The sequence below is a fragment of the Acinetobacter brisouii genome, assembly GCF_008993995.1.
Lineage (GTDB): Bacteria > Pseudomonadota > Gammaproteobacteria > Pseudomonadales > Moraxellaceae > Acinetobacter > Acinetobacter brisouii_A.
Window position 1 is genome coordinate 23,672 of sequence record NZ_BKNN01000022.1, and the last position, 16,946, is coordinate 40,617.

General features: G+C 44.5%; 14 protein-coding genes and 2 pseudogenes. 15 read left to right on the plus strand and 1 reads right to left on the minus strand.

Annotation, left to right across the window (positions count from 1 at the left end):
* Positions 1-15: 15 nt before the first annotated feature.
* From rpsO to GBN19_RS07510, 15 genes and pseudogenes are all read left to right on the plus strand, one after another.
* The gene (rpsO, locus tag GBN19_RS07440) at positions 16-285 is read left to right on the plus strand and encodes a 30S ribosomal protein S15 (protein WP_004749819.1); all 270 of its coding nucleotides are present in this window, start codon (positions 16-18) and stop codon (positions 283-285) included.
* A gap of 247 nt (positions 286-532) precedes the next feature.
* The gene (gene pnp, locus GBN19_RS07445) at positions 533-2,620 is read left to right on the plus strand and encodes a polyribonucleotide nucleotidyltransferase (protein ID WP_171492610.1); all 2,088 of its coding nucleotides are present in this window, start codon (positions 533-535) and stop codon (positions 2,618-2,620) included.
* A gap of 90 nt (positions 2,621-2,710) precedes the next feature.
* Complete coding sequence (locus GBN19_RS07450; protein ID WP_151777685.1) at positions 2,711-3,934, plus strand: magnesium transporter CorA family protein; 1,224 nt, start codon at positions 2,711-2,713, stop codon at positions 3,932-3,934.
* Positions 3,935-3,976: 42 nt separating this feature from the next.
* Complete coding sequence (locus GBN19_RS07455) at positions 3,977-4,927, plus strand: LysR family transcriptional regulator (protein ID WP_151777686.1); 951 nt, start codon at positions 3,977-3,979, stop codon at positions 4,925-4,927.
* 360 nt (positions 4,928-5,287) lie between these two features.
* A complete protein-coding gene (locus GBN19_RS07460; protein WP_151710921.1) occupies positions 5,288-6,523 on the plus strand; it encodes an NRAMP family divalent metal transporter in 1,236 nt (411 codons plus the stop codon).
* A 9-nt stretch (positions 6,524-6,532) separates the two neighbouring features.
* Positions 6,533-7,303 (plus strand): LamB/YcsF family protein, encoded by a 771-nt coding sequence (locus tag GBN19_RS07465; RefSeq protein ID WP_151777687.1) that lies wholly within the window; start codon positions 6,533-6,535, stop codon positions 7,301-7,303.
* A 1-nt stretch (position 7,304) separates the two neighbouring features.
* Positions 7,305-8,114, plus strand: a complete 810-nt coding sequence (locus GBN19_RS07470) for a putative hydro-lyase (RefSeq protein ID WP_151777688.1) — start codon at positions 7,305-7,307, stop codon at positions 8,112-8,114.
* A gap of 16 nt (positions 8,115-8,130) precedes the next feature.
* A complete protein-coding gene (locus GBN19_RS07475) occupies positions 8,131-9,705 on the plus strand; it encodes a 5-oxoprolinase subunit B/C family protein (protein WP_151777689.1) in 1,575 nt (524 codons plus the stop codon).
* A gap of 21 nt (positions 9,706-9,726) precedes the next feature.
* Positions 9,727-11,451 (plus strand): acetyl/propionyl/methylcrotonyl-CoA carboxylase subunit alpha, encoded by a 1,725-nt coding sequence (locus GBN19_RS07480; protein WP_151777690.1) that lies wholly within the window; start codon positions 9,727-9,729, stop codon positions 11,449-11,451.
* 182 nt (positions 11,452-11,633) lie between these two features.
* Positions 11,634-12,479, plus strand: a complete 846-nt coding sequence (locus GBN19_RS07485; RefSeq protein ID WP_151777691.1) for a Cof-type HAD-IIB family hydrolase — start codon at positions 11,634-11,636, stop codon at positions 12,477-12,479.
* Between the two features lie 108 nt (positions 12,480-12,587).
* On the plus strand, positions 12,588-13,418 hold the full coding sequence (locus tag GBN19_RS07490) for an AraC family transcriptional regulator (protein ID WP_171494447.1): 831 nt from the start codon (positions 12,588-12,590) through the stop codon (positions 13,416-13,418).
* A gap of 70 nt (positions 13,419-13,488) precedes the next feature.
* On the plus strand, positions 13,489-14,181 hold the full coding sequence (locus GBN19_RS07495) for an AzlC family ABC transporter permease (protein ID WP_151777692.1): 693 nt from the start codon (positions 13,489-13,491) through the stop codon (positions 14,179-14,181).
* Positions 14,178-14,492: an AzlD domain-containing protein gene (locus tag GBN19_RS07500; RefSeq protein ID WP_151777693.1), complete on the plus strand. Its 315-nt coding sequence runs from the start codon at positions 14,178-14,180 to the stop codon at positions 14,490-14,492. Before GBN19_RS07495 ends, GBN19_RS07500 begins: the two co-directional genes overlap by 4 nt.
* An 82-nt stretch (positions 14,493-14,574) precedes the next feature.
* Positions 14,575-15,387: pseudogene (blaOXA, locus tag GBN19_RS07505) on the plus strand (class D beta-lactamase).
* A gap of 164 nt (positions 15,388-15,551) precedes the next feature.
* Positions 15,552-16,154, plus strand: a pseudogene (locus tag GBN19_RS07510) (IS4-like element ISAbe18 family transposase); the annotation flags it as partial.
* Positions 16,155-16,189: 35 nt separating this feature from the next.
* Here GBN19_RS07510 and GBN19_RS07515 read toward each other — a convergent pair.
* A partial coding sequence (locus GBN19_RS07515) for an IS3 family transposase (protein ID WP_151777694.1) occupies positions 16,190-16,946 on the minus strand: 757 nt, incomplete at its 5' end.

Below are 16,946 nucleotides of genomic sequence, written 5' to 3' on the forward strand. Positions count from 1 at the left end.
TCTCGGAGAAATCGAATGGCTTTAACTAACCAAGACCGCGCAGAAATCGTTGCTAAATTTGCTCGTGCAGAAAACGATACTGGTTCACCAGAAGTACAAGTTGCTTTGTTAACTGCTCAAATCAATGACTTACAAGGTCACTTCAAAGAGCATAAACACGACCACCATAGCCGTCGCGGTTTGATCCGTATGGTTAACCAACGTCGTAAGTTACTTGACTACTTAAACGGTAAAGACCACGGTCGTTACACTGCATTGATCGGTGCTTTAGGTTTACGTCGTTAATTCGATTTGGGCTTACTTTTCGGTATTTCGAATGTTTCTGACTTCGTCACTGAAAATCGAGCTAGGCTTAGCTTGCTAAGCTATTCTAGAAGGGGCGAATATTCGCTCCTTCTTCGTGTCTAACATCTAGTGAGGTCGGCTTCTAAGCTTTGTCATTTATTGCAAATTGTGCTGTGAATGCCAAACCTTAGGGGTCTCCACTAGAAAAAACTGTTCAAAAAGAACTAGGAAAATACAATATATGTCAATGTTTAATATTGTTCGTAAAGAATTCCAATATGGTCAATACCCAGTGGTTTTGGAAACGGGTCGTGTTGCTCGCCAAGCTAACTCTGTATTGATTACAATGGGTGGGGTGAGCGTACTTGTTGCAGTTGTGGCTCAGCCAACAGCAAAAGCAGGTCAGGATTTCTTCCCACTGACTGTTAACTATCAAGAAAAACAATATGCTGCGGGTCGTATCCCAGGTGGTTACGGTAAACGTGAAGGTCGTGCTTCTGAAGCTGAAACTTTAATTTCACGTTTGATCGACCGTCCAATTCGTCCGTTGTTCCCAGAAGGTTACTACAACGAAATCCAAGTGACTGCAACTGTTGTGTCTTCTGACAAAACGATGGATGCTGACATTGCAGCAATGCTCGGTACTTCTGCAGCACTTGCAATTGCAGGTACACCATTCCGCGGCCCAATTGGCGCAGCGCGTGTTGGTTTGATCAACGGTGAATACGTACTTAACCCAAGCTATGAACAATTGGCTCAGTCTGACCTTGACCTTGTGGTTGCAGGTACAGAATCAGCCGTGTTGATGGTTGAATCTGAAGCGAAAGAACTTTCAGAAGATCAAATGCTTGGCGCTGTATTGTTCGGTCATGACGAACAACAGATCGCCATTCAAGCGATTCAAGAATTTGCAGCAGCAGTAGGCGCAGCAGCATCTACATGGACTGCACCTGCACACAACGAAGAATTGCGTGCACAATTAAAAGCAGCATTTGAAGCGAAAATCTCAGAAGCTTACACCATTGCAGTGAAACAAGATCGTTATGCAGCGCTTGATGCACTTCATGCTGAAGCTGTTGCTCAGTTTGTACCTGCAGAAGATGTTGACGGTATTGCTGATGAAGTTGACTTCTTGTTTGAAGATCTTAAATACCGCACCGTTCGTGACAACATCTTGTCTGGTAAACCACGTATTGATGGTCGTGATACCAAAACTGTTCGTGGCTTAGACGTACAAGTGGGCGTGTTAGAGCGTACTCACGGTTCTGCGTTGTTCACGCGTGGTGAAACTCAGGCACTGGTCACTGCAACTTTAGGTAACACTCGTGATGCCTTGATGGTTGACACGCTTGCAGGTACAAAAACTGACAACTTCATGTTGCACTACAACTTCCCTGCATACTCTGTAGGTGAAACGGGTCGTGAATCTGGTCCAAAACGTCGTGAAATCGGTCATGGTCGTTTGGCTCGTCGTGGTGTTCAAGCGGTTCTTCCTCCAATTGACCGTTTCCCATACGTGTTACGTGTAGTTTCTGACATTACTGAATCTAATGGTTCATCTTCAATGGCGTCTGTATGTGGCGCTTCATTGGCATTGATGGACGCTGGCGTTCCATTGAAAGCACCTGTTGCAGGTATCGCAATGGGTCTAGTCAAAGAAGGCGAGCGTTTCGCAGTTCTTTCTGACATCTTGGGTGACGAAGATCATCTTGGTGATATGGACTTTAAAGTTGCGGGTTCTGCAAACGGTATTACCGCGCTTCAAATGGACATCAAAATCGAAGGCATCACTGAAGAAATCATGGAAGTGGCATTGAACCAAGCATTTGCTGGTCGTATGCACATTTTGAATGAAATGAACAAAGTGATTTCTCGTGCACGTTCTGAAATTTCAGCTCACGCGCCAACATTCGAAGTGATCACGATTAACCCAGACAAGATTCGTGACGTAATTGGTAAAGGTGGTGCAACCATCCGTGCCATTACTGAAGAAACTAAAGCTGCGATTGACATCGAAGACAACGGTACAGTGCGCGTATTTGGTGAATCTAAAGCGGCTGCACGTGCAGCGATTGCGAAGATCCAAGCGCTTACTGCTGAAGTTGAACCAGGCAAAATCTATGCGGGTAAAGTGATTCGTATTGTTGAATTTGGTGCGTTCGTGAACATCTTGCCAGGTACTGACGGCTTGTTGCATATCTCTCAAATCTCAAATGAGCGTATTGCCAACGTGACTGACGTATTGACTGAAGGTCAAGAAATCAAGGTTCAAGTTGCTGATGTTGACAACCGTGGTCGTATCAAATTGACTATGAAAGATGTAGAGCAAGCATAATCTTCTGATTACTTGTTAAAGAAAGTCCGCTTGAAGCGGGCTTTTTTTATGTCATGATGCAAGCTTGATGATGTTTTTAAATACAAATCTATGCAAATTTATTACTTCTACCGCCATCCCGATGAAAATTACGCCTTTATTAGCCAAGAACAATCTGAGTTCTATGTGCTTGATTTTGTTTGGGTGGATTGTCTAAGGCAAGATGTGGTGGGCAAAGCAGATGAATGGCAAGATCAATTGCATGCTTTGGCACATATGTCGCTTAATGAATTTCATGTGCAGGATGTATTGAACATTGAACATCCTTGTGCTTTTGATGCGATGGAAGATTATGATTTTTTGATTTTCCGTAAATTGATCAGTCCTGAAGATCAGATTAATTTGACTGAAAAAAGTCTTGAAAAACATAGTAATGATTTTGGTTTAGTCACCACCCCAGTTGCTTTCTGTATGAGTGCCAGATCATTGGTGACAGTCCGTGAAAAGGGCAATAAAGCGATTGAAAGTTATATTGAGCGTTTGCATGGTTTTATGCATAAACCTCCCGAAGAACAAAACCGCTTGCGTAAGTTGCCCAACACGCCATTAAATCTGTCACTGCGTATTCTGAACAGCATGATTGATGACTATTTGGAATTAAGAACACCGTTGACTCGCCGCGTGGAATATTGGCAGCGTGAACTGTTACAAGGGCGACATAATTTTAAACAATGGCATCGTTTATTGCAGGAAAATACTGCATTTCAGCAGGTGGAAAATTTATGCGAAGAACAAATTGAAACCTTGCAAGAACTCAGAGATGAAATTGTTGAAAACTATCATCATTTGGTCGGGGAGCAACATCGTGAAGCATTAGATATCATGTTGGTGCGGGTCAATGATTTGGTCAGCCATATTGAGCGAATCCAAAAATATACTGCACGTTCGCGCAGTTCTATTCAGGCAGCGATTGATCTGCATTTTTCTGCGATTTCCAACCAGACCAATGAAAATATGCGGATTTTAGCGATTATCACCGCAGTTTTTGCACCATTAACGCTGCTCACGGGGGTTTATGGAATGAATTTTGAATTTATTCCCGGACTTAAATCTCCAGTCGGTTTTTGGGTGATGTTGATCGTGATGTTGCTATGTACAGTCTTGTTGGTAGTGTATTTTTATCGCCGTCATCTGGTTGGGCGTGGTGAGAAGAGTGTGATTGATATGTTGGCACAGCAGCACCATCATCGCGGTATAAACCTGTTCTGGTTCTTAGACTATGAGCCGATTAAACAGACTTTGAAAGAAGTTGAGAAAATCACCAAATTTAAATAAGTGTAGATGGGACATCACAATGGATTGGAACTGGGTTGAGGCATGAATTTTAAGAATATTGAAAATTTTTACTGGGTGGCTCAACTCAATAGTTTTAATAAAGCAGCGACTCAGCTTAAAACCAGCCAACCCGCGGTATCACAACGTTTAAATGCACTGGAGAAAGAGCTTGGCGTGAAGTTGCTAGATCGTACTTCACGCAGTATTCAGCTGACAGATCAAGGCAAGGTGGTTTTTGATTATGCGGCAAAATATATTCAGTTGAATAATCAACTAATGCGTAGTCTGTCAGAAAAAACGGCTTTTAATTCCTGCATTCGACTGGGTGTTGCAGAAACTGTGGTACATACGTGGTTGGTTGAGTTTATTGAGCGGGTCAGTGAAGAGTTTCCACGAGTCACGATTGATATTGTGATTAATCTTACACCGATGCTGAAAGAAGCCGTGCGTTCAGGTGAGCTCGATATGGCCTTTTTGCTGGATGCTGCTTGTGATTTTGACTGTGTATCTGTGCCACTCTGTAGTTTTGAACATAGTTTTTTGATTGCACCCCGTCTTAAAAAACGCTTTGCACAGCGTTGCCTTGACCTGAAAGATTTGACTCAACACACCATTTTGACTTATCCAAAAAATACTTATCCCTATAAAGATTTAAAAAATCAGATGGTGCAGCAGTATTTAAATGAACCCAAAATGATTACCAGTTATTCATTGTCGACCTTAATTAAAATGACGGAGGATGGTTTAGGGATTGGCATTATTCCGCATTTATCCGTTTTAAATGAGTTAAAAGCACAACGTCTGGCAATATTAAATACAGCACTGCATTTAAAACCATACGATTTTTCCTGTGTCTATATTTTAGGAAAAGATGATTTTCTCAAACAGCAATTAACAGAAATCGCGATTGAAATTTCTAAATATGCAGTGAAAAAACTGAATTTAGATTTTTTACGTTATCAGCAAGATCAAGAACAACAGCGTGTGATTTAAGTGCAGTCACGCACGCTTTTAAAACAAGGCTGCACTATTATAGGGAAAAGCAAAAAATGATTGATATTCATTATTTATAGATATAAATAAGAAATGCTTATTGATCAAAATAATAATAAAAAATATATATAAAACAATAAATTAATTTATGAATTTTTCTCCTGATCTGAATTGAGTCCATATGATGGCTGTGTTTAATTATTAAGCTTGAATTCAGATGAGCAGATTTCTTTCATCATGATTTTCTCTTTTATATTTTTCTTCTAGAGCAAATAAAAAGGGATTATGAACGAAATCTTATATTTTAAATAAGCAAGGAATAGCCATGCCGCAAAGGAATTTTAATTTTAAGGGGATGAGATGAATCAGGTCGAAAAGAAATCTTTTTTTAGTGAACGGCAGTGGTCGATTATTGCTTCCATATTTTTAATGGCCACTTCGGCGATGGGGCCAGGGTTTTTAACCCAAACTGCGACCTTCACTGTCAAAATGGGTGCAGCATTTGGTTTCGGGATTTTACTGTCAATTTTAATTGATTATGTGGTTCAGCAAAATATTTGGCGTGTTGTGACCTTAACCCAAAAACGTGCACCTGATATTGCCAATATGGTGTTACCTGGTAGCGGTTATGTCTTGGCGGTCTTTGTGATATTTGGTGGGTTCTTTTTCAATATTGGCAACATTGCAGGGGCGGCACTGGGTTTAAATGCACTGTTTGGCTTAGATACCAAATGGGGTGGGGTCATTAGTGGTGGATTGGCGATTTTAATTTTTGCTTCACGCAAAGCCACTTTAGTGGTCGACAAAAGCATGATCTTTTTGGGGATTCTTAAGATTGTGCTGATTGTGATTGTGGCGGTGATGGTTGCTCCACCTGTCGCAGACGCTTTTCATCAAACGATTTTGCCGAGTCATATCGACTTCGCCAGTATTACCACCATCGTCGGTGGCACCGTGGGCGGCTATATCTGTTATGCAGGCGCGCATCGTTTACTCGATAAAGGCACAGTGGGCGCTGAACATATCGATGAAGTATCACGCGCGGCGACCAAGGGCATCGTAGTCGTCGGGATTATGCGCTATGTGCTGTTTCTGGCGATTTTAGGGGTGGTGATGAGTGGTGCTGCAATTGACTTGTCTGGGCACAATGCCAATCCTGCTGCACAAGCCTTTCAATATGCCGCAGGTGAATTTGGGTTTAAATTATTTGGTCTGATTTTTTGGGCAGCAGGGATCAGTAGCTCAATTGGGGCTGCCTATACTTCGGTTTCATTTTTTAGTGCATTTAAACCTGATATTAATTTGAAGCAGCGCAATATTTGTACCATCGTATTTATTGCACTGGCATTGTTATTGTTCGTATTAATTGGCGCAACGCCTGCCAGTTTGTTGGTTTTTGTCGGTGGTTTAAATGGTTTGGTCTTGCCGATAGGTTTAACTCTCTTTGTGTATGTCGCTGCATGCCGTCAAGACTTGATGGGCAATTATGCGTATCCAAAATGGTTGACTATTTTAGGTATCCTCACCTGTTTGTTGACTTGGTATATGGGTTATGTCTCATTCAATACTATCTTCCATTACTTAAAAACATTATAGGTGGTGAGTATGCAGATCGATTTAAATAGTGATTTGGGAGAAAGCTACGGCGCATGGCAGATGGGTAATGACGCTCTGATTTTACCTGTGGTCAGTAGTGCCAATATCGCTTGCGGTTTTCATGCGGGAGATCCTGCGGGAATCTTCAAAACCTTAAAGCAGGCGGCTGCCTGTGGTGTGAATGTTGGAGCACATGTGTCGTATCCAGACCTTGTCGGTTTTGGACGCCGCAATATGGATGTGTCCTATGATGAATTACTGACCGATGTCATGTATCAGGTTGCAGCATTGCAAGGATTGGCCAAAGCCGCAGGCACACAAGTGACCTATGTCAAACCGCATGGCGCACTCTATAACACCATTGCACACAATTTACAGCAAGCGAAGGCAGTGATAGATGCGATGCAATTGCTTGATCCAAAATTAATTTTGGTTGGGTTGGCAGGTTCAGCGCTGATTGAATTTGCCCAACAGCAAGGCGTGATGGTTATTGCGGAAGCCTTTGCTGACCGTGCCTACAATGCCGATGGTTCATTGGTTTCTCGACGTTTGGCAGGCGCAGTTTTACATGATGTTGAAGAGATTGCAGCACGTGTGGTTAGCCTGATTCAAACGGGTGGGGTGACTTCAATCGATGGTCAATTTACCCCGATTCAGGCGCAAAGCATTTGTTTGCATGGCGATACACAGGGCGCAGTTGAAATGGCTCAAGCGATTCGCCAGCGTTTAGAGCAAGCAGGGATTCAAATTCAGGCATTTGCCTCGCAAGCGGAGGGTTGAGATGTTGACACATCGAGCACTGGCGAGTGCAGAGCAATTGGCGCGAGCTGAACACATGCGAACACAGATTCGACAAGGTTGGGATCGACCAACGGCAGGTTTGGTTGCAGGCATGACACAGGTCAACATGATCAGTGTACCGCAAGACTGGGCTTATGATTTTTTACTCTACGCACAGCGTAACCCGCAAAGTTGTCCTGTCTTGGAAGTTTTAGAGCAAGGGCAGTTTCAGCCACAACTGGCACCGAGTGCTGATATTCGACATGACTTTCCACGTTATCGGATTTGGCAGTCGGGACAGCTTGAAGAAGAAGTCACAGATGCCTTGCAGATTTGGCAGCAGCATCCTGATTTGGTGACATTTTTAATTGGTTGCAGTTTTTCCTTTGAAACAGCGTTGATGGAAGCAGGCATTGAAATGCGCCACATTCAAGATCAGCGAAATGTGCCGATGTATTTGACCAATATAGCCTGTCAGCCTGCGGGGCGTATCTCAGGTAATTTGGTGGTGTCAATGCGTCCAATGCCTGCGCATCAGATTAGCCAAGCTGTGCAAATTACCGCACGATTGCCACAAGTTCATGGTGCGCCTGTGCATATTGGCAACCCGAACGCTTTAGGGATTGAAGATTTATCTCAGCCTGATTTTGGTGATGCACCACGCCTGTTGTCCGATGAAATTCCTGTGTTTTGGGCCTGTGGCGTGACGCCGCAAGCAGCGGTGATGCAGTCCAAAATTCCATTTGCGATTACCCATGCACCGGGGCACATGTTGATTACCGATGTGCCTGATCGGGCATGGCTCAGCTAAAGGATAAGGAGATCAAATGCGTTTTTTATCGGTCAATCTGGACAGCTTTTTAATCGAACTCAATAGCCTCGAAGAAACTCTTGCACTGTATCGGCAGCTACAACAGCTTGGACATCCTGATATTCGTGAAATGATTCCTGCGGCACAGACTATTCTGGTGTATTTCGATCGCTGGAAAATTCAAGCCAAAGTTTTGATGGATTGGATTGCCCAGCAGCCTGTACACGATCAGACACTGGACGTTGGTCGTGAGCGGGTGGTTGATGTCTGCTATGACGGAGAAGATTTAGCCCCTTTGGCAGATCAGTTGGGCTGGTCAGTGACCGAGTTGATTCAGCGACATACTCAAAGTCATTGGCAGGTGGCATTTATTGGTTTTGCACCGGGCTTTGCGTATCTGGTCAGCCCTGAGCAGCAGTTTCAAAATATTCCACGACTCAGTTCCCCACGCAAAAAAGTGCCTGCGGGTTCGGTGGCGCTTGCCAATGATTACACTGGGATTTATCCCAAAGACAGCCCAGGGGGCTGGCAGTTGATTGGGCGAACCACAAGTCGAATGTGGGATGAATTAGGTGATCCTCCTGCATTGCTGTTGCCGAGTGATCGCGTGGTATTTCGTGATGTGACCCGACAGCCGACACAGGTGTTTCTAAATGAAAGCATTGCCCCAAAAACTGTTCAGACCCATCAGGTCAGCGTTGAGAATGCAGTTCTCAAAGTTCTAAAAGTCGGTTTGCAAACTCTGATTCAAGATCAAGGGCGAGACCAAGTCGCCAAGCTCGGTGTTGGACAGGCAGGAGCTATGGATCAAACCGCTTTAGCCTCTGCCAATGCTTTAGTCGGAAATACGAAAACGGCTGCTGCCTTGGAAATTTTAAATGGTGGCTTTTCTGCGGAGGTGTTACAGCCGACTGTGATTGCAGTGACGGGGGGAGTGGGTTCGCTGTGGGTGACCTACCCTGATCAGAGTCGTGTCGATGTCGGTTGTTATCGTGCCATTGCTTTAGATGCGGGCGATCGTATTGAGATTGCAGCACCAGAAACAGGGCTACGTCAATATTTGGCACTGCGTGGGGGTATTGCTGCACCGCTGATTCTAGGGAGTCGAAGTTATGACTCGCTTGCAGCATTGGGCAGCCCGCCTGTACAGGTAGGTGAATTACTGGCGCAGGCTGATGCTGAAACTACGGCGGTACAGGTTGAACCACTTTCAATACCGACTTTGCCTCGAGTGGGTGACACTGTACAGCTCGATATTGTGTTGGGGCCGCGTACAGATTGGTTTAGTTCAGAAAGTGTGGATTTATTACTTAAACAGACTTGGCAGGTGAGTGCTGACAGCAATCGGGTCGGGCTGCGGTTACAGGGGCAACAGGCGTTGCAGCGCAGTCAAATGCAGGAGTTGCCGAGTGAAGGCACATGCACGGGCGCACTCCAAGTGCCGCCGAATGGGCAACCTGTACTGTTTATGAACGATCATCCCCTGACAGGCGGTTACCCCGTGATTGCAGCCGTTGCACCCCATCATTTGTCGTTGGTCGCACAAATTCCTGCGGGCTGTCAGATCCAGTTTCGCCAAATTTCCGAATAGATAAAAGATTGAGAAAAAAGAATGACACAGCAGCATAAAATTTTAATTGCCAACCGTGGAGAGATTGCGGTGCGGATCATTCAGGCCTGCCGCGATTTAGACATCACCTCAGTCGCGTTATATGCCGATGATGATATTGACAGCCTACATGTGCAACTGGCCGATGAAGCATGGGCACTCTCAGGGCAAACCGCCAAAGATACCTATTTAAATATCGACAAGATTTTAGCGATTGCCAAGCAGTCACAAGCCACCATGCTGCATCCAGGTTATGGTTTTTTATCGGAACGTGCTGACTTTGCACAGGCGGTACAAAATGCAGGATTGATCTGGATTGGCCCATCGCCTGCGAGTATCGAACAACTGGGCGATAAAATTTCGGCGCGTAAACTGGCACAAGCCGTGGGCGCACCGTTGGTACAGGGAACCGATGAGCCTTTGCAACAGGCGCAGCAAGCTGTAGATTTTGCCAAACAGTATGGTTTGCCGATTGCCATTAAAGCCGCATACGGTGGTGGTGGTCGTGGCTTAAAAGTGGCATGGTCACTCGATGAAGTCGCAGAACTATATGAGTCAGCCGTGCGTGAAGCCACCGCAGCCTTTGGTCGGGGTGAATGTTTTGTCGAGCAGTATCTTGATCAGCCACGCCATGTCGAAGCGCAGGTGATTGCCGATCAGCATGGGCATGTGGTGGTGGTGGGAACACGGGATTGTTCGTTGCAGCGCCGTAATCAGAAATTGGTCGAAGAAGCGCCTGCACCATTTTTAACAGCAGAAATTCAGCAGCAAATTTTAAACTCGGCGCAAGCCATTTGCCATGCGGCGGGTTATGTGGGTGCGGGAACTGTAGAATATCTGTTGAGTCGAGATGGCAAGTTGTCCTTTTTGGAAGTGAATACCCGTTTGCAGGTTGAGCATCCTGTCACGGAGCAAACCGCAGGTTTGGACTTGGTGGCTGAGCAAATTGCAATTGCTTTGGGACAACCCCTGTCGATTCAGCAAACGCCTGCCGCACAAGGACATAGTATTGAGTTTCGCATCAATGCCGAAGACCCAGCACGAGGGTTTATTCCCGCATTTGGGACACTCACCGCATTTCAACCGCCTTCGGGTATCGGAGTGCGTTTAGATACGGGTGTGCGTTCAGGTAGTCTGGTGTCGAGCCATTTTGACTCACTCATGGCAAAACTGATTGTGACAGGGGCAACCCGTGAGATTGCCATCCAGCGGGCAAAACGTGCCTTGAAATCTTTTCAGATTGAAGGCGTGGCATCGGTATTGCCATTTCATCGGGCTGTGTTGGAACATGCCGATTTCACCGAGGACTTCAAGGTACATACCCGTTGGATTGAGCAGGATTTACAACATGATTTTGCGGTTGCGCCACGTAGCCAGTACAGTCATCAAAATGTTTTGCAGCGTTATCCGATTGAGATTGATGGCAAGCTGCATCAGGTCGGTTTGCCCGCAGCATTGCTCGGGGCAATGCAAATGAGTCAGCCCGTTGAACACGTGATGACAGCCCCAAAACATCAGCCACAGCAGTTACTTGCACCGATCAATGGGGTGATCAGTTCGTGGAAAGTCACTGAACAGGATCAGGTTCAAGAGGGTGATGTGGTCGGGGTGATGGAAGCCATGAAAATGGAAGTGCCGATACTTGCACACAGCAGTGGGCGCATTCAGCAACTGGCAGCGACAGGGCAAACCTTGCATGCCGATCAACCGATTGCGGAAATTGTGTAGTAAAATTAACAAATAAAAGCATCTATACGTCATTTTTTACGAGTTATAGATGCTTTTATAACAAAAAACTAAAAATACTCGCCTTTAGTCTAAAAAAATTCACAAAAGCGCAATCTTTTATGTGCATAATGAATTAAAACCGAAATGAATAAATCTCCCAACACACAAAAGATGAGGTGTAAATGACAGTTAAAATGATTGCAGTTGATATGGATGGAACTTTTCTAAATGAAGAAAAACAATATAACAAAGCACGCTTTTTAAAACAGTATCAACAACTTCAACAACGCGGTATTCATTTTGTGGTCGCCAGTGGCAATCAACTCTCCACACTCAAAAATTACTTTCCTGAAATTGCTCACCAGATTGCTTTCATCTCAGAAAATGGTGCTTATGTGACAGATGCTGAACAGGAAGTATCGTTTGCCCATTTTTCGCATGACTTGGTCGATGAAATGCGTACGCAAATTTCAGAGCGTTATGCCAGTGCATTGATTTTATGTGGTAAGCAAGGCGCCTATATTGGTCAGGCTGTTCCACAGCAGAATTTAGAAAAGCTGAATAAATACTTTAAGTCACTACAACGGGTTGATGATTTGGCTCAAGTCCAAGATCAGATTTGTAAGGTCACGTTGAATACCAGTGATTATAATTTTGATGTTCTCTATCAAGATCTTGAACAGCTCAATTGTATTGCCAATGGCTCAATCAAAATGGTGTCGAGTGGTTTTGGATTTATTGATCTGATCGTACCGAATCGTCACAAGGCACACGGTTTGCAGTTGTTGCAACAACGCTGGAAAATCTCGAATGATCAAGTCTTGGCGATTGGTGATAACTACAACGACCTTGAAATGGTGAAACAGTCAGGTTATGGATTTGCTGTAGCCAATGCGGTTGATGAGTTAAAACAGATTGCCGATTTTGTCACAGCAAAAGATAATCAGCATGAGGCAGTTCTAGATGTGATTGATTTGGTCTTAATGCGACATGCTCCATTTGAGTGTCAGCATAAGAAAAGTGCTTAAGAACAGTACTTTTTTCTCTGCCTCAAATCTTAAAATAGCAATTTTCTTCTATACAATTCATTTCCAAGTTGGCATGGTAAAGCTTCACTCTGTGGCTAGTCATACATGCTGATGCAGGAACGCACCCATTACTTTCACTTCAATGAGCTGGGCGGGCTGGAAATGCTCAAAGCCCAAGACCTGACTTTAGAATTTTCTCGGCATGTGCATGAGGGATTTTGCATTGGTGTGATTGATGATGGCGCACAGCGTTTCTTTCGCAGTGGTGCCAATCATGTTGCACCGCGTGGCGATATTATTCTGGTCAATGCCGATGAAGTGCATACAGGGTCTTCTGCTTTGGACTCGGCTTGGAGCTATCGGGCGATTTATCCAACCCCTGAAATGTTTCAGGAACTCACTCAAGATTTAACCGTGTATCAGGGCAGTGTGCCGTGGTTTTCACAAGCCGTGATTCATGATGTTGGTTTATCTCAGCAGTTGCGCTTTTTATTCAATGTGCTAGAACAACCTGAACAGCATAGTTTATTTAAAGAAACCCTGTATTTATCGACCTTGGCGTGTCTGGTCAGTCGCTATGGGCAAAGCCGTAGCAATCAGATGGGGTTGTCAGATCATCCTTGTGGGGTGGCGCGAGTGCAACATCTCATGGCAGATCAGCCTGAGCAGGATTATAGCTTGCAGGAATTGGCGCAGGCAGCAGGTTTGAGCCAGTGGCATTTTCTGCGTCAGTTTAAAAAATATGTGGGGATGACCCCGCATTTGTGGTTGGTACAGCATCGTATTTTAAAAGCCAAACGCCTATTACGCGCAGGTGAACCTTTGGTGAACATCGCCATGCAATGTGGCTTTGCCGATCAAAGTCATTTTACCCGTCATTTCAAAAAAGCCTTGGGCGTCACGCCGCAAAATTATCGACAACAGCTGATTTTGAACTGAGCAATTTTGTTCAAGCCAGCGGCATCTTCGCTTCGCATAATCAGGCTTCACTGGGTTTTGGGGCGCAGACATGCCATCTTCAACATTTCCGACACTGACAACAGCAGCAGAAATTCGAGCAGGGATTTTTAAGGTTTTTCCGTTGTGTATTGCGGTGATTCCTTGGGGAATTTTGGCAGGTTCAATGGCGATTCATGCAGGCCTGCCGCCTGTACAAGCTATGCTGATGTCGGTGGTGATTTTTGCAGGAGCGGCACAGTTACTCAGTCTGAGTTTACTGGGTGTTGGCGCAAGCGCACTGACCATTGTGATTTCAGTCTTTTTTATGACGGCACAGCATTATTTGTATGCGTTAGCGTTACGTCCACATGTTGAGCAGAAACAATCCAAAATCCGTTTACTGATCGGCTTTTTACTCACCGATGAGCTGTTTGCCGCATGTGCAGGGCGGCAGCGATTGTCCACGCCGTTTATGCTGGCAGCAGGTTTGATGTTTTATTTGGCTTGGAATCTGTCCAGTTTGGCAGGTGTGATTTTAGCGGCTTCAGTGCCTAATTTGGCCGCTTATCATCTGGATTTTTCGATTGTGGCAACCTTTATTGCCATTGTGGTGCCTTTTGTGCGGAGTTCACCTGCATTGGTGGGTGTCGCCGTGAGTATGTTGTTGGCGGTCATTTTCCATGCACTGCATTGGCAAAGTGGTACGGTGATCGCAGGCGTATTGGGCATGTTGGCAGCCAGTCTTTGGGAGTCACGCACATGACTTGGGGATTACTATTGATCTTGGCGGCAGTGGTGTTTTGCAATCGTTATTTGTTGCTTGAGCCACGTCTGCCTTTGCACTTTCCAGATCGCTTAAAGCGCAGTTTAAATTATTCAGCACCGTGCTTACTGTCTGCTGTCGCAGCGCCGATTGTGTTTGAACAGAGTCAAGCATTGAGCCTGAGTGCATGGAATCAGCCTTATTTGTGGGGAGCAGTTGCCTGTATTGTTTTAGCATATCGGCTGAAAAATACCTTATTGGTGATCGTGCTGAGTCTGTTGATTTTTTATGCATTGGTTTACATTCAATAAACCCTTAAATTTTATCTTTTAGTAAACTATTGAGCATGTACTTGAAGTGCATACTCTCCCGAACAAAATAGACCTCAAGATCATGAAAATACAATTTCTCTGCTGTATTTTGGCAGCAACAGCAGTCAGTGGCTGTCAAACTCAGTCCTCAGTAACGGTTGTACAGCAGCAACAGATTGTTCGTCAGACCATTCAGCAGCAATTTAACAACGCCCAAACGACAGGGGTTTTTGTCAGTTACAACGGCAAGCAGTTTCAGCATTATGGCAATGACCTTAGCCGTGCCAAGACTCAGTATGTGCCCGCATCGACCTTTAAAATGCTCAACGCCATGATTGGTTTAGATCAGCATAAAGCTACCACGACAGAAGTATTTAAATGGGATGGGCAAAAACGCAGCTATACGATGTGGGAAAAGGACATGACCTTAGCAGAAGGCATGAAACTGTCGGCTGTGCCTGTGTATCAGGAATTGGCACGCCGAATCGGTTTGCCTTTAATGGCAGAACAAGTCAAAAAAGCACAGTTCGGGAATGCCGAGATTGGACCACAGGTCGATAACTTCTGGCTGGTTGGCCCACTCAAAATTACCCCTGAATAAGAAGCGGAGTTTGCTTACCAACTTGCGACCAAACAACTGCCATTTTCCCAGCGGGCACAGCAAGATGTGCATGACATGTTGCTGATTGAAACAGTGAATGGAAGCAAAGTCTATGCAAAAACAGGCTGGGGTATGGATGTACAGCCACAAGTTGGTTGGTACACAGGTTGGGTCGTACAGCCCAATGGCAAGATCACTGCATTTTCATTGAACCTCGAAATGAAACCGAAAATGTCAGGAGCAGTCAGAACTCAAATTGCTCAGGTTGCTTTACAGCAATTGCACTTAATTTAGGTTGCCTATGCTGAATGTTTAGTGCATTTTTTCCGACGGCAGCAATATAAAAAAGACGGGAATGTCCCACTGCTGTCCCATAGTTTGCTTTAAATAAAAAAACCTGAGTCCTAACAGTTAAAATATGAGTGCAAACAAACACTTTAACGATCAGGATTCAGGTTTTGTCACATCAGAATACCGTATTTTATGAGCTAATTAAACCTGTTGTGCGACAGGATTTTGAACAACTTGCTAAAGTACACCATGTTGGACAGAAATTTAGAGAGACTTCCCGGTGGGATCAGTTTATTGCCATATTGATGTCTCAATTCTCTTGTAGGCAAAGTCTGAGAGATATTCAATCTAATTTGGAGTGCCAACAGGAAAAGCTAAGTCATCTCGGAGCAAAGTCTATTCCCCGAAGCACGCTGGCACGAATCAATGAGCAGCAGCCTGCTGCCTTGTATCAACAGCTATTTTACAAGTTGCTTAAATACTATGAACACTCAAAAGTAGCTCATAAATTTCGCTTTAAGAATCCCTTGTATTCCTTGGATGCCAGTCATATTGACCTGTCGCTTTCCTTATGTGAATGGGCCAAAGTTCATGACTCAAAAGCCAGCATGAAACTCAGCATAGGATTGAATCACAGCAATGATATTCCTGAGTTTGTTGCAGTTGAAAATGGCAAAGAAAATGACATGGTACAAGGCCGCAAATTCCAGTTTCCTGCTGGCAGCATTGTAGTTTTTGATAAAGGCTATGTCGATTACCAATGGTATGAACCGTACCGGGTTTATCGGAGACTTTTTTATTTAAGTTAGGCCACCTGACCTAACGGGTTAATCTTATCATAGTACATTGCTTCAAACTCAAAAGGCGATACATAACCCAGTGCACTGTGTACACGCTTTTTATTGAACCAATCTACCCAGTTTAGTGTCGCAAGTTGTACATCTGCTAAACCTTGCCAATCTGCTTTTAAATATTCAATCACCTCTGTTTTGTATAAGCCATTCACCGTTTCAGCCAGTGCATTATCGTATGAATCACCAGTCGTACCGACTGATGCTCGTAAATTTGCAGCTTCTAAACGATTGGTATAGCGAATAGAAAGATATTGAACACCTCTATCGGAATGATGAATCACATTCTTTGGCATGCCTCGATCGTGCAATGCTTGCTCAAGTGCATCGAGCACCATATCTGTATTCATCCGTGTAGATACTTTCCATCCAACAATTGCTCGTGAGAACACATCAATAATAAAGGCGGTATAGACCCAGCCTGAATTTGTTTGAATATAGGTAAAGTCAGCAACCCACAAGTGATTAGGCCGATCAGCTCTAAAATTCCGTTTCACCAAGTCAGGTGCTCGTTTTTGGTCATCTCGGTTACGGGTGGTTTGTTTATTCTTACCACGCCAAACACCTTGTATACCTAGATTTTTCATTAATCGAGCAACAGTACAGCGTGCAATAATATAGCCTTCACGTTTCAGTTTTTGCCAGACTTTACGTACACCATACCGACCTGAACTTTCCTTCCAAATTCGTTTAATCTCCTCAGCATGATGC